The 25,521-nt window shown below is 30.9% G+C and carries 30 protein-coding genes; 10 read left to right on the top strand and 20 right to left on the bottom strand.

Going from position 1 to position 25,521, the window contains the following annotated elements; translation table 11 throughout:
- The first annotated feature begins 2 nt into the window (after positions 1 to 2).
- A complete protein-coding gene (motB, locus tag AJ889_RS08120) occupies positions 3 to 746 on the top strand; it encodes a flagellar motor protein MotB (RefSeq protein WP_002854333.1) in 744 nt (247 codons plus the stop codon).
- Positions 747 to 751: 5 nt separating this feature from the next.
- On the opposite strand, the gene flhB is transcribed toward motB, so the two are convergent.
- Together flhB and AJ889_RS08110 are read right to left on the bottom strand one after the other, a co-directional pair.
- Positions 752 to 1,840, bottom strand: a complete 1,089-nt coding sequence (gene flhB, locus AJ889_RS08115; RefSeq protein WP_002857279.1) for a flagellar biosynthesis protein FlhB — start codon at positions 1,838 to 1,840, stop codon at positions 752 to 754.
- Between the two features lie 118 nt (positions 1,841 to 1,958).
- On the bottom strand, positions 1,959 to 2,555 hold the full coding sequence (locus tag AJ889_RS08110) for a peroxiredoxin (protein WP_002854219.1): 597 nt from the start codon (positions 2,553 to 2,555) through the stop codon (positions 1,959 to 1,961).
- Positions 2,556 to 2,760: 205 nt separating this feature from the next.
- Here AJ889_RS08110 and AJ889_RS08105 point away from each other — a divergent pair, with 205 nt between their 5' ends.
- From AJ889_RS08105 to AJ889_RS08080, 6 genes are all read left to right on the top strand, one after another.
- A complete protein-coding gene (locus AJ889_RS08105) occupies positions 2,761 to 3,045 on the top strand; it encodes a DUF362 domain-containing protein (protein ID WP_002854354.1) in 285 nt (94 codons plus the stop codon).
- Between the two features lie 112 nt (positions 3,046 to 3,157).
- On the top strand, positions 3,158 to 3,571 hold the full coding sequence (gene ndk, locus AJ889_RS08100) for a nucleoside-diphosphate kinase (protein WP_002854376.1): 414 nt from the start codon (positions 3,158 to 3,160) through the stop codon (positions 3,569 to 3,571).
- Positions 3,572 to 3,925 (top strand): hypothetical protein, encoded by a 354-nt coding sequence (locus tag AJ889_RS08095; RefSeq protein ID WP_002857618.1) that lies wholly within the window; start codon positions 3,572 to 3,574, stop codon positions 3,923 to 3,925.
- Between the two features lie 23 nt (positions 3,926 to 3,948).
- Positions 3,949 to 4,095 carry a 50S ribosomal protein L32 gene (rpmF, locus tag AJ889_RS08090; protein WP_002858674.1) on the top strand — a complete coding sequence of 49 codons (147 nt, stop codon included), beginning with the start codon at positions 3,949 to 3,951 and terminating at the stop codon, positions 4,093 to 4,095.
- Positions 4,096 to 4,100: 5 nt separating this feature from the next.
- A complete protein-coding gene (gene plsX / locus AJ889_RS08085) occupies positions 4,101 to 5,087 on the top strand; it encodes a phosphate acyltransferase PlsX (RefSeq protein WP_002860304.1) in 987 nt (328 codons plus the stop codon).
- A complete protein-coding gene (locus tag AJ889_RS08080) occupies positions 5,080 to 6,054 on the top strand; it encodes a beta-ketoacyl-ACP synthase III (RefSeq protein WP_002869731.1) in 975 nt (324 codons plus the stop codon). Before plsX ends, AJ889_RS08080 begins: the two co-directional genes overlap by 8 nt.
- Here AJ889_RS08080 and AJ889_RS08075 read toward each other — a convergent pair.
- From AJ889_RS08075 to AJ889_RS07995, 17 genes are all read right to left on the bottom strand, one after another.
- Positions 6,051 to 6,401, bottom strand: coding sequence for a RidA family protein (locus AJ889_RS08075; protein WP_002860306.1), 351 nt, complete (start codon positions 6,399 to 6,401; stop codon positions 6,051 to 6,053). The two genes, AJ889_RS08080 and AJ889_RS08075, sit on opposite strands and share 4 nt — an antisense overlap.
- Complete coding sequence (serC, locus tag AJ889_RS08070; protein ID WP_002860307.1) at positions 6,398 to 7,474, bottom strand: phosphoserine transaminase; 1,077 nt, start codon at positions 7,472 to 7,474, stop codon at positions 6,398 to 6,400. The genes AJ889_RS08075 and serC overlap by 4 nt, the downstream gene beginning before the upstream one ends.
- Before the next feature lie 9 nt (positions 7,475 to 7,483).
- On the bottom strand, positions 7,484 to 8,647 hold the full coding sequence (gene xseA, locus AJ889_RS08065) for an exodeoxyribonuclease VII large subunit (RefSeq protein WP_002859429.1): 1,164 nt from the start codon (positions 8,645 to 8,647) through the stop codon (positions 7,484 to 7,486).
- Positions 8,644 to 9,351 (bottom strand): bifunctional demethylmenaquinone methyltransferase/2-methoxy-6-polyprenyl-1,4-benzoquinol methylase UbiE, encoded by a 708-nt coding sequence (gene ubiE, locus AJ889_RS08060; RefSeq protein ID WP_002859428.1) that lies wholly within the window; start codon positions 9,349 to 9,351, stop codon positions 8,644 to 8,646. Before ubiE ends, xseA begins: the two co-directional genes overlap by 4 nt.
- Positions 9,352 to 9,353: 2 nt before the next feature.
- On the bottom strand, positions 9,354 to 10,550 hold the full coding sequence (locus AJ889_RS08055; protein ID WP_002934920.1) for a hypothetical protein: 1,197 nt from the start codon (positions 10,548 to 10,550) through the stop codon (positions 9,354 to 9,356).
- A 45-nt stretch (positions 10,551 to 10,595) separates the two neighbouring features.
- Positions 10,596 to 11,006, bottom strand: coding sequence for a peroxide-responsive transcriptional repressor PerR (gene perR / locus AJ889_RS08050; protein WP_002876900.1), 411 nt, complete (start codon positions 11,004 to 11,006; stop codon positions 10,596 to 10,598).
- Positions 11,007 to 11,091: 85 nt separating this feature from the next.
- The gene (dxs, locus tag AJ889_RS08045; RefSeq protein ID WP_032584757.1) at positions 11,092 to 12,939 is read right to left on the bottom strand and encodes a 1-deoxy-D-xylulose-5-phosphate synthase; all 1,848 of its coding nucleotides are present in this window, start codon (positions 12,937 to 12,939) and stop codon (positions 11,092 to 11,094) included.
- Entirely contained in the window at positions 12,932 to 13,762 is an 831-nt protein-coding gene (gene fliH / locus AJ889_RS08040; RefSeq protein WP_032584760.1) for a flagellar assembly protein FliH, read from the bottom strand. The genes dxs and fliH overlap by 8 nt, the downstream gene beginning before the upstream one ends.
- 7 nt (positions 13,763 to 13,769) lie before the next feature.
- A complete protein-coding gene (gene fliG, locus AJ889_RS08035; RefSeq protein ID WP_002854670.1) occupies positions 13,770 to 14,798 on the bottom strand; it encodes a flagellar motor switch protein FliG in 1,029 nt (342 codons plus the stop codon).
- A complete protein-coding gene (gene fliF / locus AJ889_RS08030; RefSeq protein WP_002859425.1) occupies positions 14,798 to 16,480 on the bottom strand; it encodes a flagellar basal-body MS-ring/collar protein FliF in 1,683 nt (560 codons plus the stop codon). Before fliF ends, fliG begins: the two co-directional genes overlap by 1 nt.
- A gap of 51 nt (positions 16,481 to 16,531) precedes the next feature.
- The gene (gene hisC, locus AJ889_RS08025; RefSeq protein WP_032584762.1) at positions 16,532 to 17,626 is read right to left on the bottom strand and encodes a histidinol-phosphate transaminase; all 1,095 of its coding nucleotides are present in this window, start codon (positions 17,624 to 17,626) and stop codon (positions 16,532 to 16,534) included.
- Positions 17,616 to 18,689 (bottom strand): prephenate dehydratase, encoded by a 1,074-nt coding sequence (pheA, locus tag AJ889_RS08020; RefSeq protein WP_002858741.1) that lies wholly within the window; start codon positions 18,687 to 18,689, stop codon positions 17,616 to 17,618. Before pheA ends, hisC begins: the two co-directional genes overlap by 11 nt.
- Positions 18,677 to 19,444: an HAD-IIA family hydrolase gene (locus tag AJ889_RS08015; protein ID WP_002934916.1), complete on the bottom strand. Its 768-nt coding sequence runs from the start codon at positions 19,442 to 19,444 to the stop codon at positions 18,677 to 18,679. The genes pheA and AJ889_RS08015 overlap by 13 nt, the downstream gene beginning before the upstream one ends.
- 1 nt (position 19,445) lies before the next feature.
- A complete protein-coding gene (gene lysA / locus AJ889_RS08010) occupies positions 19,446 to 20,654 on the bottom strand; it encodes a diaminopimelate decarboxylase (RefSeq protein WP_002860313.1) in 1,209 nt (402 codons plus the stop codon).
- Positions 20,655 to 20,697: 43 nt separating this feature from the next.
- Positions 20,698 to 21,756 (bottom strand): LptF/LptG family permease, encoded by a 1,059-nt coding sequence (locus AJ889_RS08005; protein ID WP_032584765.1) that lies wholly within the window; start codon positions 21,754 to 21,756, stop codon positions 20,698 to 20,700.
- A gap of 1 nt (position 21,757) precedes the next feature.
- Positions 21,758 to 22,303 (bottom strand): aminoacyl-tRNA hydrolase, encoded by a 546-nt coding sequence (pth, locus tag AJ889_RS08000; protein WP_002854409.1) that lies wholly within the window; start codon positions 22,301 to 22,303, stop codon positions 21,758 to 21,760.
- On the bottom strand, positions 22,300 to 22,836 hold the full coding sequence (locus AJ889_RS07995) for a 50S ribosomal protein L25/general stress protein Ctc (RefSeq protein ID WP_002791314.1): 537 nt from the start codon (positions 22,834 to 22,836) through the stop codon (positions 22,300 to 22,302). The genes pth and AJ889_RS07995 overlap by 4 nt, the downstream gene beginning before the upstream one ends.
- 133 nt (positions 22,837 to 22,969) lie before the next feature.
- Between AJ889_RS07995 and AJ889_RS07990 the strand changes: the two genes are divergently transcribed.
- Genes AJ889_RS07990 through AJ889_RS07980 form a run of 3 tightly spaced genes read left to right on the top strand, consistent with a single transcriptional unit; the run spans position 22,970 to position 24,241 of the window.
- A complete protein-coding gene (locus AJ889_RS07990; protein ID WP_002783219.1) occupies positions 22,970 to 23,308 on the top strand; it encodes a multidrug efflux SMR transporter in 339 nt (112 codons plus the stop codon).
- Positions 23,309 to 23,311: 3 nt separating this feature from the next.
- A complete protein-coding gene (locus AJ889_RS07985) occupies positions 23,312 to 23,626 on the top strand; it encodes a multidrug efflux SMR transporter (protein WP_002859852.1) in 315 nt (104 codons plus the stop codon).
- A 9-nt stretch (positions 23,627 to 23,635) separates the two neighbouring features.
- On the top strand, positions 23,636 to 24,241 hold the full coding sequence (locus AJ889_RS07980; RefSeq protein WP_002816248.1) for a dethiobiotin synthase: 606 nt from the start codon (positions 23,636 to 23,638) through the stop codon (positions 24,239 to 24,241).
- Here AJ889_RS07980 and AJ889_RS07975 read toward each other — a convergent pair.
- Positions 24,228 to 25,511: an adenosylmethionine--8-amino-7-oxononanoate transaminase gene (locus AJ889_RS07975; RefSeq protein WP_032584768.1), complete on the bottom strand. Its 1,284-nt coding sequence runs from the start codon at positions 25,509 to 25,511 to the stop codon at positions 24,228 to 24,230. The genes AJ889_RS07980 and AJ889_RS07975 overlap by 14 nt on opposite strands.
- Positions 25,512 to 25,521: the final 10 nt, after the last annotated feature.

The following is a 25,521-nucleotide window of genomic DNA, read 5'->3' as shown; positions in this document are numbered from 1 at the left end:
AAATGGCTAAAAAACATAAATGCCCAGAATGTCCAGCAGGCGAAAAATGGGCTGTACCTTATGCGGACTTTCTAAGTTTGCTTTTGGCACTTTTTATTGCTCTTTGGGCAATTTCTAAAACAAATCCTGCTAAAGTAGAGGCTTTAAAAACTGAATTTGTTAAAATCTTTGATTACACCTCTACTCAAACAGTCAAAGAAGAGAGTAAAACCCAAGAAAAATATAAAGGCGCAGCAAAAGAAGAAAGCGATGAACTCAAATCGTTAAAACAAATGACTATGACACAGCAAGAAACTATCAAACGTCTTCAAGCAGCTCTAGATCAAAGCGATAATCAGGTTGCTCTTAACCTTCCATCTAAAGTTGAATTTGAAAGAGGTAGTGCTCAAATCGTTTCAGCTGATATACAAGATTATTTAAAACGTATGGCTGAGCTAACAACATATTTGCCACCTCAAGCAAAAATAGAAATTAGAGGCTATACAGACAATAGCGACTCTATTATAAGAAGTTATGAACTCGCCTACCAAAGAGCGGAAAATGTATTAAAATATTTTATAGAAGGTGGAGCAAATTTGAAAAATATTAGCATTAAAAGCTACGGGCTTAATAATCCTATCAATGGAAATCCACAAGCTCTAGAAAATAATAGAGTAGAAATATATTTTAAAGTCGATACAGCAGATACAAGCACTCAAAAATCAGTTCTTGAACTTATCAATAAAATAGGAACTAAAGCACCTTAAAAGTTTTAGTTTCCTTTTTTTACTTGACCAGCTAAACGACTCTTATTATTTGTATTATAAACAAATCCTAGCACCTCAGCTACAGCTTTAAACATTTCCCTAGGAATAAGATCATTAACATCACAAGCTTTATAAAGCTCTCTTGCTAAAGGAGGATTTTCATAAACTACAACATTATTTTCATAGGCTACTTGTTTTATGCGAAGAGCGAGAAAATCCACTCCTTTGGCAACAACCCTAGGGGCTTGTTCTTTACTTGTATCATAACGAATAGCTACGGCATAATGCGTTGGGTTTGTGATCACCACATCCGCACCTGCAACATCTTGAACCATGCGGCGACGCGCAGCTTCCATTTGAAGTCTACGAATTCTACCTTTAACCTGAGGATCTCCTTCCATTTGTTTATACTCATCTTTTATTTCTTGTTTGCTCATACGCAAACCTTTAAAATACTGAAAACGCACCAAAAAAACATCTAAAACAGCAATAATTAAAAAAGCAACTATAACAATAGCTGCTAAAACAATAGCTCTGTCTCTTAGCCAAGTAAGCTGTGCAACCATAGTATAAAGCTCAACTCTTGGAAGCTCTTGCATAAATTTAAGTAAAACTATAAAAGCTATAGTAAAAACAATACCCACTTTTAAAATAATTTTTATACTTTCAACAATTTTTTTCAATGAAAAAAGGTTTTTTAAACCTTTTAGAGGATTGATTTTTCCTAAATTTGGCATAATAGGTTTAGTTGTAAAAATAAAACCAAATTGCATAATATTTCCCAAAACCCCAGCAATCATAATACTTAAAACAATAGGTGCAAGAATAATTAAAACCTCAAAAATGCTTTTAATCATAATGGCTTGAATAATACGCAAATCAAATTCAACACCAATAAAACTTTGATAGTATCTATATAAATTTACAATTCTCTCGCCCATAAAACTCATCATAAATAAAGTTATAGTTACTCCAATTATCAAAGTTACAATAGCTGCCGCATCTTGAGACTTTGGAACATTACCTTCTTTACGCGCATCTTCTATCTTTTTGGACGTGGGTTCTTCTGTTTTTTCTTGATCTTCGCCTGCCATATTTTAGCCTAAATAAAAATTTTAATATGTGTGTAAAATTATAGTAGAAAATTTATGAATTTCAATTAAAGAATAAAAATGAAGAAAAAGCCTCGTAAAGAGGCTTTATACTAAGAAATTAAAGTTTAGCTTCGTTTTTGCCAAGATATTCAGCCACGCCTTTAGGGTTAGCTTTCATACCTTCATCGCCCTTATTCCATCCTGCAGGACAAACTTCACCATGCTCATTTGTAAAAAGCATAGTATCAACCATTCTTAACATTTCATCTATATTTCTACCTAGTGGTAAATCATTAACCACAGCATGGCGAACTGTTCCATCAGCATCAAGCAAGAACGAACCACGAAGGGCAACTGCTTCTGCATAAAGTACATCAAAATTTCTAGCAATCTGCTTAGTTAAGTCAGCAACAAGCGGAAATTTAACCTGACCAATACCACCTTGATTTACTGGAGTATTTTTCCAAGCAAAATGTGAAAATTCATTATCTCCTGAAATTCCAATTACTTCAATGCCACGATTTTTAAATTCTTGATATCTTTTGTCAAAAGCTATAATTTCTGAAGGACAAACAAAAGTAAAATCTTTTGGATAAAAGAATACTACCGCTCCTTTTGGACCTATGTTTTTATAAAGATTAAAATCTTGAACAATTTCATTGTTTCCCAATACTGCTGGAGCAGTAAAATCTAAAGCTTTTTTAGTAACTATCATATTTTCTCCTAAATAATAAATTTTATTGATAACGAAATTATATCGTTTAAATCTTTATTTTTTTTTAAATATCTAAAATAATATTAAAAATTTAAGAAAGTTATAATTATTATCAAATAATGTAAATTTTTGATTATCAAAATTTACATTATTTAAGAATTTTATGCTAAAATCTTTTAAATCTTAATATTAAAAAGGAGAAAAAATGGCTGTAAAAATTACAGATATATGTATTGCTTGTGGTTCTTGTATTGATGAGTGTCCAGTGAGTGCTATCGTTGATGATGCTAACAATCCAGAAGGTGAAGATAGATATTATGTTTATGCAAACAAATGCGTTGAATGCGTAGGACATAATGATCAACCAGCTTGTGCCAGTGCTTGCCCAACAGATGGATGTATAGTTTGGAGTGCTGTAGAATCAGGACAACCAAGTCGTGATAATATTGGCGCTGATATGAGAAGTGGGGACACTCCAGTTTTTGCATAATTTTAAAAAATTAAAAAGCTAGAGATTCCTAGCTTTTTCTTTTAATTTAACTTTCTTTAAACAAATTCAAGTATAATTTTAAGCTTTATTAAAATAAGGAGTTATTACAAAGATGGAAAAAACTTTATCTATAATTAAACCTGATGCTGTTAAAAAAGGTGTTATAGGAAAAATTTTAGATCGTTTTGAAAGCAATGGATTAAGAATCGCTGCAATGAAAAAAGTTCAACTTAGTAAAGAACAAGCTGAAAATTTTTATGCTGTTCATAAAGAAAGACCTTTTTTTAAAGACTTGGTTGAATTTATGATTAGCGGTCCTGTTGTTGTTTCTGTACTAGAAGGAGAAGGTGCTGTATTAAAAAATAGAGATTTAATGGGAGCGACAAATCCTAAAGAAGCTAAAGCAGGAACAATTAGAGCCGATTTTGCTGAGAGTATTGATGCTAATGCTGTTCATGGAAGTGACAGCTTGGAAAATGCAAAAATAGAAATTGATTTTTTCTTTAAACCAAATGAAATTTGCTAAATGAAAATCCCTTTTTCTAAGATTAATACAAAGGAATATCCTTTTAAACTTAATCTTGAAAATATGATTTTTGAGGGAAATTTAGTAAAAATAAATCCTAAGCTTGTTAAAATAAATGCTATTATGCAAGGTTTTATCTATAGACCTTGTGATAGTTGTGGAACTGAGTTAGAACTTGAAATTAAAGAAAATTTAGAACTTTTTGCAAGTGATGGTATTTTTAAAGATGAAGCAAACGAATTGAGCAATACTATAGAATTTTTTGATGGACATATTGATTTAATAGAAGTTGCTATTAGCGAGCTTGAAGCTTATTTGAGTGATTATTTTTATTGCATAAATTGCAATAATTAATTAAATTTTATAAAGGAGAAAAAATGGCAGTACCAAAGAGAAGAGTGAGCAAAACTCGTGCAGCTAAACGCAGAACTCACTATAAAGTTAGTCTTCCTATGCCTATAAAAGACAAAGATGGAAGCTACAAAATGCCTCACCGTGCGAATCCAACAACTAAGGAATATTAAAATCAATGATTAACATTGCCATTGATGCAATGGGTGGTGATTTTGGAGAAAAACCCATTATAGAAGGCGTTTTAAAGGCACTAGAAGCAAAACCTTTTAACGCTATCTTAGTGGGAAATTCTAAAATTCTAAAACCTTTAATACCAAAAAAATTAGAACAATATATACAATACGAAGAAGCTAGTGAAATTTTTTCGATGAATGGAAATGCCACAGATGCTTTAAAAAATAAAGAAACAACCATATACAAAGCTATTAATTTATTAAAAGAAAAAAAAGTAGATGCTGTAGTTTCAGCGGGTCATAGTGGAGCAAGTATGTCTTTGGCTACCTTAAGGCTTGGAAGACTTAAAGGTATTTCAAGACCTGCTATTGCCACTTTAATGCCAAATATCGTTAACAGAACTTTACTTTTGGATGTTGGAGCTAATACAGATTGTAAAGCTGAAAATTTATTTCAATTTGCCATAATGGGTGAAGTTTATGCTAGAGAAATTATGCAAATTCAAAAACCACGCCTTGCTTTACTTTCTAATGGTGAAGAAGAATGCAAAGGCAATGAACTTACCAAAGAAAGTCATCAGCTTATGAAAAAAATTCCAAATTTTATAGGTAATGCTGAAGGTAGAGATATTTTCAATGGTGAAATAGATGTTTTAGTCTGCGATGGTTTTGATGGAAACGTTATCTTAAAGGCTTGTGAAGGTGTAGCAACAGCTATTTTTCAGCTTCTAAAAAACGAAGTAAAGCAATCTTTTATTTCTAAAATAGGTGCTTTACTTATGAAGTCATCTTTTAAAAAATTAAAAAAACACACAGATTGGCAAGAATATGGCGGAGCACCCCTTCTTGGAGTTAATGGCTGCGTGATCATAAGTCATGGAAAAAGTGATTCTAGAGCTATTAAAAATGCAATTTTTCAAGCTATAAATTTTAGCCAATCTCATATCAATGAACTTATAGAAAATGAACTTGGGAAATACAATGCTTAAAGCCGGTCTTAAAAGTATAGCTTCTTATATTCCAGAAAAAATTTTAAGCAATGCTGATCTTGAAAAAATAGTAGATACCACCGATGAATGGATCACTAGACGCACAGGTATTAAAGAAAGACGCATTGCTAGTGAAAATGAAAATTCTAGCGATTTGGGCACAAAAGCTGCATTAAAAGCCATAGAAAGAGCAAATTTAAAACCTGAAGATATTGATGCGATTCTTGTAGCCACTTTAAGTCCTGATTATTTTACTATGCCTTCAACGGCTTGTAAAATTGCTTCAAATTTAGGACTTGTAAATATTAGTGCTTTTGATATTTCAGCAGCTTGTTCTGGTTTTATCTATTTGCTTGAACAAGCTAAAGCCTTAGTAGAAAGTGGTTTGAAAAAAAATGTTTTAATCGTAGGAGCTGAAAAAACAAGTTCAATTATGGATTACAATGACAGAAGCATTTGCATACTCTTTGGAGACGGTGCGGGTGCTGGAGTTGTAAGTTTGGACAATGAAAATCATATCCTTGATGTACATACTGCAAGCAATGGTAATTATGGAGATCTTTTAATGACTCAAAGATCGCAAAAATCAAGTCTATGTCAAACACTTTCTATGCAAATGAAAGGCAATGAAGTTTTTAAAATAGCAGTAAACACGCTTAGCAATGATGTTGTAGAAATTTTAGCTAAAAATAACATTTTAGCACAAGAAATTGATCTTTTTATTCCTCATCAAGCTAATCTACGCATCATTAAAGCCGTCCAAGAAAAACTCAATCTAAGCGATGAAAAATGTGTGATTACCGTACAAAAATATGGCAATACTTCAGCTGCTTCTATACCTATGGCAATGAATGATGCCTATGAAGAAGGACGACTTAAAAAAGGAAATCTGATCTTACTAGATGCTTTTGGCGGTGGTTTTACTTGGGGATCTGCGCTTTTAAAATTTGGAGGAGAGAATTTTTAATTCTCTCTTAGCTTTCCAAAAGCTTGAATTTCTACCAAATAACCCTCTGCTAAAGCACTTCCTACACAAGCTCTAACAGGTTTAGGATAATTTTTAATCCAAGCATCATAAGTTTCATTCATTGCATCAAAATCTTGCATATTAGCTAACCAGATTTGAATTTGAATCAAATCTCCTTTGCTTGCGCCTATTTTTTCAAACAAAGCATCAAGTTCTGCAAGTGCTTCTTTGGTTTGTTTTTTAATATCTCCGCTAGGTTCAAAAGCCACTTGTCCTGCAGTCTTAAAATATTTATCAAAAACAATAATTTGCGACATTCTATCGCACTCATCAAAACGCTTTATCATGCATATTTTCCTTGAAATTCTTTCATAAATTCACACAAGGTTTTTACCTGATCCAAATTAAGCGCATTATAAATACTTGCACGAATTCCTCCTAAAATTCTATGTCCTTTAAGTCCTATCATTCCAGCTTCTTCGGCTTCCTTTACAAAAAGAGGCTCTAAATCTTTATTTTTAGCAATATTAAAACTCACATTCATTAAAGATCTGTCCTTTTTATCTGCATGTCCTTTATAAAATCCATTACTTAAATCAATACACTCATAAAGCATAGCAGCTTTTTGAGAATTTTTCTCATGTACTTTATCAAGTCCGCCTTGATTTAAAAGCCAATCCATTTCAAGATTAAACATATAAATGGCAAAGGTTGGAGGCGTATTAAACAAGGACTGATTCTCAGCATGAGTCAAATAATTTAACATACTAGGAATTTGTTTATTTTTAGATCTTTCTAACATATCTTTACGGATAAAAATACAACTTAAACCCGAAATTCCAGCATTTTTTTGCACTCCGCCATAAAAAAGAGCAATATTTGAAAAATCTACTTTTCTAGAAAAAAAATCACTCGATGCATCCACAATCAAAGGAGTTTTAGTTTTAGGATAATTTTGATATTGAGTGCCGTAAATAGTATTGTTAGAACAAATATAAGCATAATCAGCATTATCTCTAAATTCCACTCTAGGAATATGATTAAAATTACTTTCCTCGCTACTTGCTACGGTTTTAACATTGACACCTAAAATTTGTGCTTCTTTAATTGCTTTTTTTGTCCAAACTCCTGTATTTGCATATTCACAAATCCCATTTAAAGCCAAATTCATAGGAATCATAGCAAATTGTAAACTTGCTCCACCTTGTAAAAATAATACTTCATAATCATCATTTAACCCGTAAAGTTTTTTAGCTTTCTCTTGTGCTCCAAAATGCACTTCTTCAAATACTTTTGTGCGGTGAGAAATTTCCATTATAGAATAACCCCTACCCTGATAATCACAGAGTTCTTTTTGAGCTTGCTCTAAAATTTCTAAAGGTAAAGTCGATGGCCCTGCACTGAAATTGATTTTTCTCATAATCTATCCTTATAAAATTTTTGCTTCTTTTTGAGAAGTTTGAGAACTTAAAATAACGATATCATCACTCTTAAGATCTTCTAAATTTGCTATTTTACCATTTTTTCTGATACAAATAAACTTTTTGCTTTTATTAAAAAAATTCTCATGTTGCAAATAAGCATTTTGCAATTTATCTAATTTTAATTCATTATAACGCATTTGATTTGCCAATAGATGATTTAATTGCTTTTCTATATTATGGCTTTGTTTTATTTTTTCATCTATTATTTTTGGCAAAGAATTAAATTTGAAAAATTTGCTTAAATTTAAAAGCAAATTTTCATAATTTTGTATTTTATAATTCCAAAGTTGCATTAATTTTTCTTCCATTAAATCCAAACTTTGCTCTATATCCAACTTAGAATAAAACAAAGTATCTATAGCAGCTGAAGGCGTTGGAGCTCTAAAATCTGCAACAAAATCACTAATAACATAATCAATCTCATGTCCTATGGCTGAAATAATAGGAGTTTTTGCTTTAAAAATCTCTCTTGCTAAATTTTCATCATTAAAACAAAAAAGATCTTCTCTGCTTCCTCCACCACGTGCTATAATAAGAACATCTAAATCCATATCATCGGCTTTTTTTAAAGCTTGTATAAGAGAAAAAGGAGCATTATTTCCTTGAGTTAAAGCATCAAAAATATAAATTTTTGCCAAAAAATATTCTTTTTGGTGAATAAGTTTTAACATATCTTGCAAAGCAGCAGAAGTTTTTGAAGTGATAATGCCTACTTTTTTAGGAAATTTTGGCAAAGATTTTTTAAAGCGTGGATCAAAAAGTCCTTCTTTTTGCAAACGCTCTTTTAAAGCCAAAAACTGTGCTTCCAAATCCCCAAAACCTGCTTTTTTCATACTAGTAGCGATAAATTGATAACGACCACTTTCAGGATATAAACTTACACTTCCACAAAGCTCTAAAAAATTCCCCACAGCTGGTTTAAATCCGACTTTTAAATTAGCTCCTTTAAACATAGCACAAGCAATGCTTGATCTTTCATCTTTTAAATCAAAATACCAATGTCCTGAACCATGCAAAGTAATTTTTGAAATTTCTCCACTTAAAACTATATCATCAAAATGTGTTTCTAATAAAGCCTTTGCTTTAAGATTTAATTCTGTTGGTGTCATAGTTTTTTTGCTATAAACATTGAACTCACGCCAAAGCTAAAACTTTTATAATCAAGTATTTCAAAACCAGCATTTTTAAGTTCTAAGATGAACTCTTCCTTACTTAAAAATCCTTCAATAGAGTTTGGCAAATACTCATAAGCACTTTTATTTTTACTGATTATCCCACCTATACTTGGTAAAATATTTTTAAGATAAAAATCTCTACAAGCTGCTATAAATCCACCCTTTTCTCTTTTTGTAAATTCCAAAACTACCAAAATACCATCTTTTTGAAGTACTCTAGCAAATTCGCTTAAGGCTTTTTGTCTTTCTACAACATTGCGAATGCCATAACTAATACTTAAAATATCTAAACTTTGACTTTCTAAAGGTAAATTTTGCGCCCCTGCTTCTATAAATTCGACATTTGGAAATTTTTCTTTTGCAACATTTAGCATACCACTACTTGGATCAATGCCTTTAATATTTAAAATATTTTTTTCCATTTTTAAAGCACTCTCTTGCCAAATCTCTATCATATCCCCTGTGCCACAAGCAATATCAGCGATTTTTAAATCTTTTTTTAAATACAAACTCATCACTCTTTGACAAGCTTTTTTGCGCCACGCTACATCAGCTCCAAAGCTTAAAATTCTATTCGCCTTATCATAAGTAGGTGCAATTTGATTAAACATTTCTATAATTTTTTCTTGTTTTTGCATTTTTATCCTTTGTAAATTTTCAAATTTTTACTTGATTTTTTAAGCAATTTACAAAATTTATTTTTATTATTGATTATTTTGGAAAAAATATTTTTATCCCTATCTTTGCAATATTTTTCATAAAGTTTGTTTAAATTTTTTATCTCTAAAAAACGATAAAAATATTCTAAAAATATTGCTAATTCAAAAAAACTATTTTCAAAAAGCTCTAAATCAAAATTTTTTAGTATATTTTTTCTAAATAAAATAATTTTTTTTCTAAGTTCTAACGCAACAAGTTGTTTAAAAAACCTATCTTTGCAATCACCTTCATAAAAAGAATTTTCCTTTATGAAAAAATCAAAATCATTAAACAAATCTTGGATTTTTTCATCGCTTAAAAATAGTAATAAATCTTGATTTGAATTTTCACTTGCTAAAATATCTTGAGTTTTTTTCGTTATATCTTTAAACTTTAAAGCCAAAATATTACTCAAATTTTTATCTAAAATAGTATTCATACTTGATAAAACTATATACAAGCTTCTTGAATAAAATAAAAATTCACATAAACTTTGCTTATCTTTTCTCTCTAAAGATAAAGTCCAATAAAATTTTAATTTTTTAAATAAATAAAATAAAAAAATTCTAAATCCATCATAAGCATTAATATAATTTGGAAAATCCAAGCTAAAATTCTGATTTTTTTCTATAATTTTAAAATATTTCTCTATATCAAAATTTTGATATTCAAAACCATATAAAACGATATGTTTAGAATTTAAATCATGATGTAATTCTTTTTGAATTTTAAAATCTTTAGGAATTTTAAATTCATTGGAACTATCCAAAGTTGGAAAAAATATTTTTAAAATACAAATTTTAGGCTCTTCATAAATATCAATATAACTTTTTAAAGAGCAAAATTTAAATTCGAAGCGCTCTTTTTTAATGCTCTTTCCTATAATCTTTTTTCGAGCTTTTTCAAATCTTTTTTTAGAAATTTTCTCTTCTTGATTCTGTTCTAAAATTGAATTATTAAATTTTGTAATTTTATAAAATTCATTGCAAAAACTTTGAAATTTAACACTATGATTTGAAGTTATTTGAGTATAAAAAGTTTCAAATTTAGAATTTCGAAAAGGTATATTATCTTTTTCTAAATTCTCTAAAAGAGTGCAATCAGATAGTAAAAAGTTTTTTTGAATTTCATAAACCATTAAAATAACCCTTAAAATATATGGGTTATTTTAACCTTATTTTGCTTAATGACACTTTTTGCAACTATCAACATAAGCACAAACAGACAGATGATTGACGAGATTGCCTATCTTTTTTTCTAAATGCTCTTGATATTCATAAAGCTTAGCATCTTTAAAACTTAAATCCTCTATACCACCACATTTGGTACAAACAACATGAATATGTTCTTCTTCATAGATATCGTAACAAGTTTTTTGATTTAAAACATTGATTTCAACAACTAAACCTTGTTCTTGTAAAGTATTAAGATTTTTATAAACCGTCGCTAAAGAGATTGAAGGGTATTCTTTTTTAATTTCTGTATATAATTCATCAATATTAGGATGCTCATGTCTTTTTAAAATTTTTAAAACACATAGTCTTTGCGGAGTAGCTTTTAACTCATGTTTTTTAAGCATTTGTAGTAATTCCATTTTATTTATTCCTTGCTTTTTTAAGTAAAAATAATAATAAAATTTTTATTAAAAGAAGTTTATATTAAATAATATTTTTTATTATTTAATGATAAAATTTTAAAACTTTCATCAACAAACTATTGACATCTTTTTCTAGATTTTTTTCCACCTCACTTGTTTTTCCATGTTCAATAAATTTGTCTTCATATTCAAAGCTAACGACTTTTACATGCAAATCATATTTTTGTAAAAAATTATTAATTAAACTTTCTATACCACCAATTTTAACATTTTCACTAAAAATAAACCAAATTTTACTTTTTTCAGCAAGCTCACACAAAAGCTCTTCATCTAAAGGTTTAGCAAAAATTAAATCGATCAAATTAGCATTATTATTCATTTCTTGCAAGGCTCTTAAGACTTGCCACGCTTTTGCTACACCTTGTCCATAACCTAAAAAAGCAATTTCACTACTATTTTTTACAAGCCATTGTGCCTTGCCAAGTTTTATCTCACAAGAATTAAATTCTTTATCCAAAATAAAACTCCCTCTAGGATAACGAAAAGCAATAGGTCCTTGATGTAAATAAGCATACTCCATTATATTTTGCATCATTTGTTCATCTCTTGGGGCTAAAAGAGTGAAATTTGGCAAAGGAGCTAAAAAACTAAGATCAAAAACACCTTGATGCGTCTCCCCATCTTCGCCTACTATCCCTGCCCTATCCATAGCAAAAACCACATTTAAATTCATAATCGCACAATCATGGATCACTTGATCATAAGCACGCTGCAAAAAAGTGCTATATATTGCAATAAAAGGTTTAAATCCTTCTTTTGCCATAGCGGCCATAGAAGTTACTGCATGCTGTTCTGCAATAGCCACATCCCAAAAACGATTTGGATATTTTTCTATAAGCTTATCAAGACCTGTTCCACTTGGCATAGCCGCCGTAACCCCAACAATATTTTCATATTTTGAGGCTAAATCAAGCAAATTCTTAGAAAAAATTTCAGTAGCAGATTTTTTAGTATCACTTTTTTTAACACTCTCTCCACTATCTATATCAAAAGCTCCCACCCCGTGCCATTTAGCATGTTTTCCTTCAGCTAAAGCATAGCCTTTACCCTTTATAGTTTGAGCATGTATCACACAAGGCTTTTGCATAGCTTTTGCTTGTTTTAATGCAGAAATAATTTCACCTAAATTATGTCCATCAATAGGCCCTATATATTCAAGCCCTAATTCTTCAAACAAAAGCCCAGGAGTAATAAGTTTAAAACTCTCTTCAAAACGCTTAGCCATATAAGTAGCACTATCAGGCAATATATCCAACATTTTAGCAATACGCTTTTTAAAACTTTGATAAAACTGCGTTGCCATAGCCTGAGAAAGATACTTCGAAATTGCTCCAATTGGTTTTGAAATACTCATTTCATTATCATTTAAAAGTATTACGCAAGGAAATTTAGAATCACCCAATTCATTTAAAGCCTCATAGGCCATACCCGCACTTAAAGCACCATCTCCAATTAAAGCAACAGGAATACGTTTTTCACCCTTTAAAGCAATGGCCTTACAAGCACCTACTGCCAAAGAAATAGAGGTGCTAGAATGCCCTGCTACAAAATAATCTCCCTCGCTAGGTTTTGTATAACCACTTAAACCATTGATTTGTCTTAAAGTATCAAATATTTCTTCTTTTCCACTTAAAAGCTTGTGTGTATAAGACTGATGCGACACATCAAAAATAAAAGGATTTTTTTTTGCATCAAAAACCAAATGCATTGCTATACTAAGTTCTACAGCACCCAAATTTGAACTTAAATGCCCACCATTTCTACTCACAACTTGTATGATTTTTTCACGCATAGATGCTGCTAAATTTTCTAATTCTTTTAAACTTAGCTTTTCTAACTCTTCTTGAGTATGGGCAAATTTTTTACTCATTATTCACCATTTTTTTAATTTTAGTTAGACGAGAGTTAAGATTGGATTCTATATTGCCTGCGTCACTTATAATAACAACACTTCCTTTGCTAATTGCATCATCAAGACTTATTTTAATATGAGCATTCTGATCAAATTGCTCTTTTAAATACTCATAATCCTCTGCATTAACCTTAAGCTCAATTGCACTAGCACCCTTAAGCTCGCCGATTAAATCTTTAGCCAAAGCATAAGCTATCTTACTTGAATTTAGTTCAAGTTCTTTTAAGATTACTTCTTTAGCGATATCTATAGCAGTATCTGCTAATTCTTTCTCATTTTTTTCTATGAAATTTTCAAGATTTTCGCAAGCATTATCAAGTTTGGCTATACTTTTTAAATACTTATCTTTAAAATCACTCAATTCCTTTTGAAATTCTTCTTTTGCTTTCTCATAACCCTCTTTGATAAATTTTTCTTTAGCATTTTCAAGTTCTGAATTTAAGCGGTTATTAAATTCATTCTCTTGGCTTTCTATTTGCATTTGAAGTTTAATAATATTGCTTGACATTTCATCTGTTTTTTTAAGTAAATCTTCAATAAAACTTGGTTGAAATGTTGGAATTTGAGTTTCCATAACAGCTTGTGTAGAGGCAATGACTTGATTTTCTTCGACTGGTTTTTCGTCATTTAAAGATATATTAGTATTTTCTTCATCTGGAGTTTGAGTATGTTTTTTTTCACCTGTATGATTATCAAATTCTGAAATAACTTTAAAACGATATCCTTCAACAACATGCTGATCAGAAGCCCCACCAGAAATTACATTGCTACGATTAACCATCTCTCACCTACTCTATCATTTCATCCGCATCGCCTGTTTGAACAAGACCTTGTTCTGCAAGTTTTTGCACCACTTCAACAACCTTTCTTTGTGCATCTTCAACATCTTTAACACGCACAGCACCCAAAAAACCCATTTCTTCAAGAAAAGCTTCGCTTGCACGCGTAGACATATTGGCTAAGAATTTTTGCTTTAACTCTTCACTTGCACCTTTTAAACCTATCATTAAATCACGCTTATCGGCTACTTTTAAAATTTCTCTTATAGCCTGAGTGCTAAGTTTTTGTATATCATCGAAAGTAAACATAAGCTCTTTAATAGTCTCTGCTAAGCGTTCATCACTTTGTTCAATATAAGTAATGGTTGATTTGCTTGCTTTTTGACCCAAACGATTAAGCACTTCTGCTACTGCTCTTGGGCCGCCCACTTCAACCTTATAAGAGGTAAGACTTTCAAGCTTGCTTTCTAGCACTGCAGAAACTCTTTTAATAATACTTGGAGAAATATCGCCAAGATTTGCCATTCTTATAACCACCTCAGCCCTTAATTCATCGCTAAAATACTCTAAAGTTTCTGCCGCATGAATAGAATCCATGTGTGCCAAAATAAGAGCGATGGTTTGTGGGTGCTCTTTGGTAATAAAGTCTGCAAGTTGCTGTGGTTTAATTTGCGCCAAATAAGCAAAATTTTGATTATTCTCCATACTTTTAGTGAGTTTTTCAAGAATTTTATTTGCAATCTCTGGTCCAAAAGTACGAAAAAGTATTTCTTTAGCATATTCCAAACCACCACTTTTAATATATTGATTTGATTGAAGCAGAGTGTAAAATTCTTCTAAAACTGCAGTAGCTACAGATCTATCAACATTTTTAGCCATAGCAATATAACGTGAAATTTCTGTGATTACATCAATTTCCATATGTGAAAACACAGAAGTGGTTGCATCTTCGCCAAGTTGTATAAGAAATATCGCTACCTTCTCAGGCATCGATAAATCATCATAGACCATTTTTTGTTCTTCACTTAGCTTTATCATCACATATCCTTTTCGCCAAATTCGCTATCATTTTGAATTAAGTTTTGCAAAAGTGCTGCAATTTCCTCACCTTTATCACTTACCAAACCACGCAATTTTTCAAGCAAAACCTCATACTGGATAGAATCTTCATTGAAGTTATCCCCAAAACCAAGTTGTTCTTCAACTTTTTTCCTTGCTGCATTAAATTTCTCTAAAGCATCTTCAGCATCATCTAAAACAGCATTTGGACCTTGCTGCATTTCCTCTTGTGCTGCGACATCTTCAAGCATTTTTTGAGTAAATGGAGCAATAACTTTTTTGTAAAAAATAAAAAGTAAAATCGCTGCAATAAAGTATTTAACCGGCGGAATAAATGGCTCAACAAAACGATTGTAAAAAGTTTTAACTTTACTCTCAACTCTAATCGACTCACGATGAAATGGTAAATTTTGCACCACAACGCTATCACCTCTAGTAGCGCTAAAATTAATAGTATTTTTAACTATACTCTCAACACTTGCAAGCTCTTCTTTAGTCAATGGGACATATTCGCTTTTTACATCCCCATTTTCATCAACCACATCTTGATATTTTCCATCTATAGTAACAGCTGCTGAAGTGCGTAAAACTGTTGCAAATTGTTTTTTGGTATTTGTGATAGTTTTAGAAAGTTCATTATTTGTAGTAACTTGATTTTTTTTATAAGTGTCAATTTGACCCTTATTGTCAAGTCCTTCAACAGGACCTATATTAGAAACAGCACCTGGAACACCCTGAATTTCTGGATCTTTTCTACCTGTTCTTTCCTCGTTTAAAGTTTGCTCACTACGCACTATAGGATTTGGATCATAAATTTCACTTTGAGATTCTTGCTTGGAAAAATCAAAATCTATATTTACACTCACTTTTACTTTATCCATGCCACCTGCAAAAGGAGCTAAATTTTCTATAATCTTATCTTCTAAAGCTTTTTCTTGATCACTTTTAAATTTAATTTGCGCACGAACCAAGTCATCTTCATATGCTTCTTGCTCATCTAAAGGCACACCACTTTGATCACTAATCTTAACATTTTCTTTAGTAAGTTTTGGAACTGCCGCTGAAACAATATTTTTTATACCATCAATTTGTTTTCTAGTAAGCTTTAAGCCTTCGCGAACATTAACAACAACTGAAGCTGTAGGCGGAATTTGCCTTTCGGTAAAAACACTATCTTTAGGAAATGCTATGTGTACAACAGCGCTACGAATAGGTTCTAAAGTCTCAATAGTTCTTGCAAGTTCGCCTTCTATGGCTCTTTGGTATTTTACCTTTTGCTCTTCATTTGTAGCTCCAAAAGCTTGAGTATCAAAAGCTTCAAAACCCACGCGACTATCTTTTATAAGACCTTCGCTTGCAATAAACATTCTTTGACGATAAACCTGATCTTGTGGAACTAAAATTTTATTTTCACTTTCTAATTTATAGGGAATATTATTTTGTTCAAGTTTAGCTACAATTGCAGCAGAAGAACTTGGGCTTACATTTTCAACTAAAACTGCATATCCATTATTTGCATTACTACCACTTCCACGAAATAAAGCTAAAAAAACCAAAAACCCAACCACAACTATAATAGATGCAGCAATCACTATACGCTGCTTACGAGTTAAATTTTGATAAAGTTGCCCAATTTGATGAAGCATATTTTTAAAATCCATTAATTCTCATCCCTTAGTTTAGCGAATTTTACATATTTTTATTTGATTTATCTATCTTAAAATCTTATCAAATTCTGTAAAAAATTTTTCATTTTCATAAGATGTTCCTATAGTAATGCGTATAGCATTTAAACCATAGCTTTTTAAATTTCTTATTATTATACCCTTTTTAAGCAATTTTTCAGACAAATCTGTACTATTTTTTTCATCAAAAAAATAAGTGATGAAATTTGTATAACTATCGATAATTTTGATATTATGTTTTTTAGCAAATTCTTTATAAAGCTCCATTTGAGAAAAATTATTCTCTAAAGTTTTTTTAGCAAATTCATCATCATTTATTGCTGCAACTGCTGCTTTTAAAGCAAGATTACTCACATTAAAAGGCGCACGAAGCTTGTAAAATGCACTAATAATATTAGCATTAGCTATACCATAACCAATGCGTAAACCTCCTAATCCATAAAGCTTAGAAAAAGTTCCTAAATAAAGTACATTGTCAAATTCTTTAATCAATTCGCAAGGTTTTAAATGTTTTTTGCTATCTTTAAAACTTGCAAATTCATTATAAGCTGCATCAATCACAACTAAACAATCCTCATTTACACCTTTAATAAACTCGGTCGCCTCACTTGCATCCAAACACTCGCCTAAAGGATTGTTTGGTAAGCATAAAAAAATAAGTTTAATTTCATCTTTGTGCGTTTCATAAAGTTTTTTAAACTCATCTAAATTATGAGTAATACTTTGAGTTTTATAACACTTTGCACCACATTGTTTGGCATAAATTTCATACATAGCAAAGGTAACTCCAGCTTGCAAAAAAGCATTTTTAGAATTTAACTTAGCATGTATAGCAAATTCAATCACTTGATCACTGCCTGCACCGATGATAATATTTTCATTTTGAACTTTGTATTTTTGAGCCAATGTGGTTTTAAGTTCTATCATACTATCATCAGGGTAAAGATGGGCTTTGTTTGCATTTTGTCTTAAACATTCTATAGCTTTTGGTGGCGCGCCAAAAGGATTTTCATTGCTTGCTAATTTTATCACTTCTTTAACGCCATATTCTTTAGCAATAACTTCTATATCTTTGCCGGGTTCATAATTGCTTAAATTATTTAAAAATTCATTAAATTTCATCTTTTTCTCCTGATAAATAAGATCCAAGCCAAACAATCTCTTGTATATCTTTTAAGGCTTTTTTTACATTTTCATCATCAATATGCCCTTCAAAATCTATATAAAAACTGTGTAAAAATTCTTTTGATTTTACAGGGCGAGATTCAAGCTTAGTAAGATTGATATTTTCTTTTTTAAACTGCTCTAATAAAAAGCTAAGTCCCCCAGGTTTATGTGCTGTGTGTGCTAAAATAGAAGTTTTACAATTTGGCATTTTAGGATTTTTAATATCGCTTAAAATTAAAAATCTTGTTTTATTGGCTGCATTATCTTCTATTTTATCAAAAAGTACAGGCACATTATAAAGCTTAGCCGCTATTCTAGAACAAATTGCTGCCGCATATTTATCTTGCGAAGCTAGGTAAGCTGCATTAGCTGTAGATTTTGAAGGAACAAATTCTATAGCACTAAGTTCATGACTTTCTAAAAATTTACGACATTGATTATAACCTTGCGGATGCGAATAAATGCGTTTGATTTCTTTTAAATTTTCATTAATTCCTACAAAAGAATGATGAATATCCATATAAATTTCGCCAAAAATTTTAAGCTCATTATACTTACCTAGACAATCTAAAGTAATGCCCACTGCACCTTCGGTATTATTTTCTATAGGTACAACACCGTATTTTGCTTCTTTGTTGCTTAACTCTTTAAAAACATCTTCGATATTGGCCAAGGCTATATAACGACTCATCGCACCAAAACGACTTCTTGCTGCTTGATGTGTATAAGTTCCTTCAGGCCCTAAATAAGCTATAGTTTGAGGCATTTCTAAATTTCTTGAAACTGCAAAAATTTCTTGATAAATTGCCTCTATGGCATTTTGATCTAAAAGTCCTAAATTTGCATTTTTTAAACGATTGATAATGGCTCTTTCACGCTCAGGACGATAAATACTTCCCCCACTACTTTGCTTAAGCTCACCTATACTTTTAACATAAGTCATTCTTTCATTTAAAAGATCTAAAATTTTATCATCAACCGCATCGATTTTATTTCTAAATTCTTCTAAATTTGGCATTTTAGATCCTTTAAAAACTCAAAAACACTAGGATAAACTCCATCAAGCAAATCCGTATCAAGCCCTTTTGTGTCGCTTATCTTGCCGCTTAAAACTAGCAAGGTTTTCATGCCAAGTTCTTTTGCCTTAAGCAAGTCACCCCTAAAATCATCACTAATGATTTTAATATCTTCAAAATCGATTTTTGAATTTTGTCTTCTTATTAAATTTAAAGCTTCTTTATAAAAAGCAATGCTAGGCTTACCCACAACCTCGTATTCAAAATCAATAGCATTTTTAAGCATAGCCATAATGCTACCTACACCAGGATAAGGCCTACCATCTTTTTTATAAATACTAGTTTCGTGCATAGCTATAAATCTAACTTCTCTTCTAGCCAATTCTATCATAGTGGCAAAATCTTTAAATTTAAAATCATCATAACTAGCCACAAGCACAGTACTAGGATTTACAAAATCGAGCTCAAAACCAAGATTTTCAAGACTTTTTACAAACTCATCTGCACCAAAAGCCGCAACTTTACAAGGTCTTAAAAGGTGTTTTAAAACGCTGAAAGGATCAATATAAGCATTTTCTTTTATAGCCAATCCTTTTTGCTGTAATTTTTCTAAAAAATCAAGTTTTTTTGTATTGTTAGTGATGATAAGATAAGGAAGATTTTTTGCATTTAAAAAATCGATCAGTTCTTTAGCACCATGGATTAAAGATTTATCATGATCAGAAATTAAAGTCCCTTGAACATCTAAAAAAAACATTTTAAGCCTTTAAAAATTTCTCTTCTAAAGCGATTTGATCTTCAAAATTTTCTCTTTGACGGATCAATCTTACCTGTCCTTCTTCAAGGGCTAATTCGCAAACTTTATTACGAGTATTGTAATTACTACTCATGCTAAAACCATAAGCTCCAGTATTTTTAATAACCATTATATCATCACTTTGAGTGCTAGGCAAAGACCTTGCTTTAGCAAAAAAGTCCCCACTCTCACAAATTCCACCTACAACATCACATAAACTCTCTTCGCCTTGATTATAAGGTAAGATTATTTCATGATAAGCCTCGTATAAACTTGGGCGTATAAGATCATTCATCGCTCCATCTACTACAACAAAACGCTTGGTTTTATTTTGTTTTTCATAAAGCACTGAACAAACAAATTCTCCACTTTTAGCAACTAGATACCTTCCAGGCTCCATTCCTATAGTTAAATCAAGCCCATGAAGTTGTGCTAATATACCTTGTGCATAATCATAAAGATCAGATTCACACTCATCTTTTTCATAAGCCACACCCAAACCACCGCCTATATCAAAAAATTTAAGATCGATTTGCAAGGCTTTTAACTCTCTTACAAGTTTTGCAACGATGCCTGCTGCTTCATGAATGGGAGAAATATCTAAAAGTTGCGAACCTATATGAAAATGCACTCCAACAGGCTCTAAAAAAGATGAATTTTTTGCATAAAGATACATTTTTCTTGCTATATCAATTTCGACACCAAATTTATTTTCATTTAATCCTGTAGAAATATAAGGATGAGTTTTTGCATCAACATTTGGATTAACACGAATACTGATTCTTGCCTTTAGATTAAGTTCTTTAGCCACACTTTCTAAAAGCATCATTTCAGCTTCGCTTTCAAGGTTAATATATAAAATATCATATTCTAAAGCTTGTCTTAACTCTTCTTTGGTTTTTCCTACTCCACTAAAAATAATCTTATAAGCTTTTGCTCCTGCTTTTAAGGCACGCTTTACCTCGCCTATACTCACACAATCAAATCCACTATCTAAATTTGCAAGCATTTGCAACAAACTTAAATTTGAATTGGCTTTTACAGCGTAAAAAATTTGAGATTTTCTAGCCTTAAAAGCCTCTTTGAGATTTAAAAAACGCTCTTTTATGAAATCAAAATTGTAAATATAAAAAGGGGTATTAAATTCTTGTTTTAATTGTTTATAATCCATATTTAACCTTTAATTTTTATAATTTTACTACACAAAGCTTAATTTATCGATGCTTATAATACATATAAGCACTTAAACAACCCAAAATTATAATAGGCACTACAATGCCAATTTCACTTGCAATCACACTATTTTCGCTTAATCTAGTAAGCAAAAACAAGACTCCCCAAATCATCAAAGTCACTACAAAAGCTACAAAAGTTACAATAGCAAGATTAAAAAATCTTGCTATTACAGGAAAAAAATAATACATAATAAGTATTAAAAATGGTGCAAAAAAAGGAGTAAAAACAAATTTATAAAGATTGATTTTAAGAGCATCTGTATTGACATTTTGCGCCTTAAAAAGCTCAAAACTTTCAAGTGCGTCAGATATTGAATAATCACTATTACTAGCAACCCCTTCTATAATCTTTGGTTTAAAACCCTCAAGTGATTTAAGCTCGGAGAAATCTTGTATCTTTAAACCATCATTAGCAAGTTCATAATTTTTAGGTAATAATGTAATATTACCATCTCGCAAAATCCAACTTTCACCTTCAAAATAGGCGTTTTTAGCACTTACAAAAGAGCTTAAATTTAAATCATTGATATTAAAAATTTTTATATTTTGAGCACTATTTTGTCCATTGTTTATCTTTGAAATATAAACAAAATTATTGTTAAATTTCAAAAACACTTCTCCACTTTGATTCATAATAGTACCATTTTTTAAAATATTTCTCTTATAATCATTTGCATAAGCAAAAGAAGTAAAATTCAATCCTATATAAATACAACAAAAAAATAAAGCCCATAAAAAAGGAAATAAAATAACATAATTTCTGCTCAGTCCTAATGCATAAAGACTTACAAATTCATTTGCTCTGATCATAGAAATCAAAGAAACTACCAAAGCAAAAATCAAAGAAATGGGTAATACATAAGGCACTGCCGAGAAAGATAAAAACATAACATAAAGCAAATCAAGATTTGCGGCTTTTGGTAGATCTTTAAAATTTAAGAGTAAATCAATACCGCAATAAAAACCAAGCAAAGAAAAAAATATAATAAAAAAATTTTTTAAATAAATCCCTGAAATAAAACGAAAAAATATCCACATCTTAAGCCTTTAGGCTGTATTTAGATGATATAGCAGACAAATCATCATTTTCAATAAGCTCAAGCAAAGCTTTTTTTGTATGCTCTAAAACTTTGCTTAAGGTTATTTCTTCTTCGGGTTTAAATTTACCTAAAACATGGGAAATCACATTTTCACCCTTTCCCACTCCTATACGCACTCTTTCATAATCATTTCCACATAAAGTATCTATGCTTTTAAGCCCATTATGTCCACCACTTGAACCGCCTTTTTTAAAACGCAAGGCTCCTAAATTTATATCTATATCATCATGGATAACTATCATTCTTTCGCATTTATAAAAATCATTCACTGCTTTTACACTAAGTCCTGAATTATTCATATAAGTACTAGGTTTAAGAAGAAGTAAAGAAGAACCTATTTTAAAAAGTTCTCCTTTAAATTTAGAGTTTGTAAGATTTGTAAAATTGCTTTCTTTTAAAAGCAAGTCAATTAGCATAAAACCGACATTATGACGGGTATTTTCATACTCTACGCCTATATTGCCAAGCCCTACGACTAAAATCATCTAGCTTTTTCTACACCTACAACCGCTACTCTATCAGCATCAATCATAGTTACTCCCGCAGGAACTACAATATCACGAACAAGTAAAGCATCACCCACATCAAGTTTACTTACATCAAGTTCGAAAAAATTTGGTAAATTTTCAGCTGCACATTTTACTTTTAATCTTCTTTTTGATTGGATTAAAACACCTTTATTTTTAAGACCTATAGCTGTTCCTGTGATTTTAACTGGAACCATGTATTTAGAAATCACACCTTTTTGTGCAACTTTTAAATCCACATGTTTAAGTTCTGCAGTTACAGGATCTTTTTGATAATCCACAACTACAACGCTTAAAGTTTGAGAACCTACTTTTACATCAAAAATTAAAGTAGTTTTTTTACGAACTTCCTTAATAAACTCATTTACTTTAAAAGCGGCATTGATGTTTTCTAATCCTTTTCCATAGATGTTTGCGATTAGATAACCATCTCTTTTTAAAGCTTTAGCAGCTTTTCTACCGATACTCTCTCTAACGATGCCTTCTAACATCTTTTGTCCTTTCTTAAAAAATGAGCTTTGATTATATCTAATTTTGGCTTATGGAAAAGTAAATTTATAGCTTCTTTTAATTTCTTTAAGATATAATTTGTTTTACAAATATTATGTTAATTTAAGGCTTCATGTGAATGAAAAATTCAATATTAATATAGCTTGGTTTTTAATAATCTTAGGTGGAATTATAGAATGCTTTTGGGTAAGTGGACTTAAATATTCTACAGAAATTTGGCAGTATATTTTAACAGCCATTGGGGTTTGTATTTCTTTTACTTGCTTTTTAAAAGCTTGTGAAAGACTTGAAGTAAGTATTACTTATAGTGTTTTTGTAGGCATTGGCACTATTGGGGTGGTTTTAAATGAAATGTTTATTTTTAACGAAGCTGTTTCTATAATTAAACTTGTGCTTATAGCAATTTTACTTTTAAGTATTATAGCCCTTAAATGGGTAAGCAAGGAAGCTTAAACTATGGAATGGTTTTATTTGTTTTTAGCTACTGCCTGTGAAATTTTTGGCGTGGTGATCATGAAAGAACTTATAAGCACTAAAAACAAGCTTTACCTTTTAGCTTTGATAGTGTGTTTTGGATTTTCTTTTACTTTTTTAAGCTTAAGTATGCAAAATATCGCTATGAGCGTTGCTTATGCTATATGGACAGGAGCTGGAACCGCTGGTGGGGTAATGATAGGAGTGCTTTTTTATAAAGAAAGTAAAAGTTTTTTGAAACTTTTTTTAATCGCTGTGATTATTACTTGTACAGCGGGTTTAAAATTTCTTTCTTGAGGATTTTTTGTGCAAATTTATGTAAGTGGAATACATACTGATGTAGGAAAAACACATTTTAGCGCAGCTTTTTGTGCGAATTTTAACTATGATTATTTTAAACTCATTCAAGCAGGAACTCCAACAGATAGCGAGTTTATTGCAAAATTTAGCCCAAAAACAAAGATTTTTAAAGAAGGTATTTTTTTGCAAACTCCAGCTTCTCCTCATCTTGGAAAAATCAAAGAAAAGCTTGATTATAAAGCCTTAGATATCATTTTACCAAAAAGCAAAAACCTACTTATTGAGCTTGCGGGTGGGCTTTTTTCTCCTATGGATGAAAATTACACTATGATTGATTTTGTGAATATTTTCAAACACCCTACGATTTTGGTAGCAAAATACTATCTTGGAAGCATTAATCATATCTTGCTTAGCATTGAAGCTTTAAAGCAAAGAAATATCAATCTTTTAGCCCTTGTAATGATGGGTAAAAAAGATATCTTACAAGATGATTTTATAAAAAATTATGCAAAAATTCCTATAATCAATCTTGATTTTTTTGATGAAAATAGCATTTTAAATAAAGATTTTAAAGAGCAAATGCAAGAAATTTTACAACTTAAAATTCCTTAAAAATCTGCTCTAAACTCTCTAGTACATAAACGATTTGTTCTTTTGTGATGATGTAAGGAGGCATAAAATAAATCGTATTTGCTAAAGGTCTTAAAAGCAAACCTTTTTCTAAGGCTTTTTGAAATACAAAAAGTCCTACGCGTTTATACTTGGTGCTTAAAATATCAAAAGCACTGATCATCCCGCAAGTTCTAAAATTACCCAAAAAGTCAAATTTTTCAAGTCTTGAAAATTCTTTTTTGATAAACTCGCTTAAAATTTGATTTTTTACTAAAATATTTTCATCCTCAAAGATATCTAAAACCGCATTTGCTGCCGCGCAAGCTAAGGTATTTCCCGTATAGCTATGAGAATGTAAAAAAGCCTTTTGGCTTTCATAAGTATCATAAAAAGCATTATAAATTTCATCTCTTGTAAGCACTACAGAAAGTGGCATAAATCCACCCGTTATCCCTTTTGAAAGGCAGATAAAATCGGGGCTTTGTTTGCATTGATGTAAGGCAAACAAAGTTCCTGTGCGTCCAAAGCCCACTGCAATTTCATCAAAAATCACTTGCACTCCAAATTTATGGCAAAGCTTTATGGCCTCATCAATGAACCCTGCTTCATACATATGCATATTTCCCGCACATTGCACCAAAGGTTCAAGTATAAAAGCGCAAATTTCACTTGCATTTTTTTCTAAAATATCTTTTAAAATTTCAAGCTCTTGAGTGTAGTCTTTGCCTTGTGGCACAGGCGTGCTTAAACACTCTAAAAGTAAAGGCTTATAAGTATCTTTATAAAGTGCTACATCTCCTACACTTAAGGCTCCTAAGGTTTCACCATGATAAGAATTACTTAAAGATAAAAATTTACTTTTTTTCACTCCCTTATTTAAATGATAATGAAAGCTCATCTTAAGTGTGACTTCAATAGCGCTTGAACCATTATCTGCGTAAAAACATTTGTTAAAATTCCTGCCTACTTTTTCGCAAAGTCTTGCAGAAAGCTTGATGATGGGCTCATGTGTAAAACCTGCTAAAATCACATGCTCTAGCTCATCAACTTGTTTTTTAATGGCATTTGCGATTTTTTCATTACAATGCCCAAAAAGATTTACCCACCACGAGCTCACACAGTCCATATAAGCCTTATCATCAAAATCATAAAGCCACACTCCTTTAGCTCTTTTTATAGGAATGAGTGGCAAATTTTCATGATCTTTCATTTGCGTACAAGGGTGCCAAATATGCTCTAAATCGAGTTTTTTTAAAATTTCATTTTGCATTATAACTTCT

This window comes from Campylobacter sp. BCW_6468 (assembly GCF_001762865.1).
Lineage (GTDB): Bacteria > Campylobacterota > Campylobacteria > Campylobacterales > Campylobacteraceae > Campylobacter_D > Campylobacter_D jejuni.
Note: the sequence above shows the minus strand (reverse complement) of the source record. Positions and strands in the feature narration are given on the sequence as shown.

Excerpts from the sequence above, each read along its gene's own strand:
- AJ889_RS08055 (WP_002934920.1), bottom strand. The coding sequence starts at position 10,550 with ATGGTTTATGAAATTCAAAAAAACTTTTTACTATCTGATTGCACTCTT.
- AJ889_RS07985 (WP_002859852.1), top strand. The coding sequence starts at position 23,312 with ATGGAATGGTTTTATTTGTTTTTAGCTACTGCCTGTGAAATTTTTGGC.
- lysA (WP_002860313.1), bottom strand. The coding sequence starts at position 20,654 with ATGGATTATAAACAATTAAAACAAGAATTTAATACCCCTTTTTATATT.
- hisC (WP_032584762.1), bottom strand. The coding sequence starts at position 17,626 with ATGAAATTTAATGAATTTTTAAATAATTTAAGCAATTATGAACCCGGC.
- pheA (WP_002858741.1), bottom strand. The coding sequence starts at position 18,689 with ATGCCAAATTTAGAAGAATTTAGAAATAAAATCGATGCGGTTGATGAT.
- perR (WP_002876900.1), bottom strand. The coding sequence starts at position 11,006 with ATGGAATTACTACAAATGCTTAAAAAACATGAGTTAAAAGCTACTCCG.
- AJ889_RS08105 (WP_002854354.1), top strand. The coding sequence starts at position 2,761 with ATGGCTGTAAAAATTACAGATATATGTATTGCTTGTGGTTCTTGTATT.
- pth (WP_002854409.1), bottom strand. The coding sequence starts at position 22,303 with ATGATTTTAGTCGTAGGGCTTGGCAATATAGGCGTAGAGTATGAAAAT.
- AJ889_RS08095 (WP_002857618.1), top strand. The coding sequence starts at position 3,572 with ATGAAAATCCCTTTTTCTAAGATTAATACAAAGGAATATCCTTTTAAA.
- AJ889_RS08015 (WP_002934916.1), bottom strand. The coding sequence starts at position 19,444 with ATGTTTTTTTTAGATGTTCAAGGGACTTTAATTTCTGATCATGATAAA.
- ubiE (WP_002859428.1), bottom strand. The coding sequence starts at position 9,351 with ATGCAAAAACAAGAAAAAATTATAGAAATGTTTAATCAAATTGCACCT.
- AJ889_RS08005 (WP_032584765.1), bottom strand. The coding sequence starts at position 21,756 with ATGTGGATATTTTTTCGTTTTATTTCAGGGATTTATTTAAAAAATTTT.
- AJ889_RS07975 (WP_032584768.1), bottom strand. The coding sequence starts at position 25,511 with ATGCAAAATGAAATTTTAAAAAAACTCGATTTAGAGCATATTTGGCAC.
- AJ889_RS08110 (WP_002854219.1), bottom strand. The coding sequence starts at position 2,555 with ATGATAGTTACTAAAAAAGCTTTAGATTTTACTGCTCCAGCAGTATTG.
- motB (WP_002854333.1), top strand. The coding sequence starts at position 3 with ATGGCTAAAAAACATAAATGCCCAGAATGTCCAGCAGGCGAAAAATGG.
- fliF (WP_002859425.1), bottom strand. The coding sequence starts at position 16,480 with ATGGATTTTAAAAATATGCTTCATCAAATTGGGCAACTTTATCAAAAT.
- serC (WP_002860307.1), bottom strand. The coding sequence starts at position 7,474 with ATGAGAAAAATCAATTTCAGTGCAGGGCCATCGACTTTACCTTTAGAA.
- rpmF (WP_002858674.1), top strand. The coding sequence starts at position 3,949 with ATGGCAGTACCAAAGAGAAGAGTGAGCAAAACTCGTGCAGCTAAACGC.
- ndk (WP_002854376.1), top strand. The coding sequence starts at position 3,158 with ATGGAAAAAACTTTATCTATAATTAAACCTGATGCTGTTAAAAAAGGT.
- flhB (WP_002857279.1), bottom strand. The coding sequence starts at position 1,840 with ATGGCAGGCGAAGATCAAGAAAAAACAGAAGAACCCACGTCCAAAAAG.
- AJ889_RS08075 (WP_002860306.1), bottom strand. The coding sequence starts at position 6,401 with ATGATAAAGCGTTTTGATGAGTGCGATAGAATGTCGCAAATTATTGTT.
- fliH (WP_032584760.1), bottom strand. The coding sequence starts at position 13,762 with ATGGTTAATCGTAGCAATGTAATTTCTGGTGGGGCTTCTGATCAGCAT.
- plsX (WP_002860304.1), top strand. The coding sequence starts at position 4,101 with ATGATTAACATTGCCATTGATGCAATGGGTGGTGATTTTGGAGAAAAA.
- dxs (WP_032584757.1), bottom strand. The coding sequence starts at position 12,939 with ATGAGTAAAAAATTTGCCCATACTCAAGAAGAGTTAGAAAAGCTAAGT.
- AJ889_RS07995 (WP_002791314.1), bottom strand. The coding sequence starts at position 22,836 with ATGTTAGAAGGCATCGTTAGAGAGAGTATCGGTAGAAAAGCTGCTAAA.
- AJ889_RS08080 (WP_002869731.1), top strand. The coding sequence starts at position 5,080 with ATGCTTAAAGCCGGTCTTAAAAGTATAGCTTCTTATATTCCAGAAAAA.
- xseA (WP_002859429.1), bottom strand. The coding sequence starts at position 8,647 with ATGACACCAACAGAATTAAATCTTAAAGCAAAGGCTTTATTAGAAACA.
- fliG (WP_002854670.1), bottom strand. The coding sequence starts at position 14,798 with ATGATAAAGCTAAGTGAAGAACAAAAAATGGTCTATGATGATTTATCG.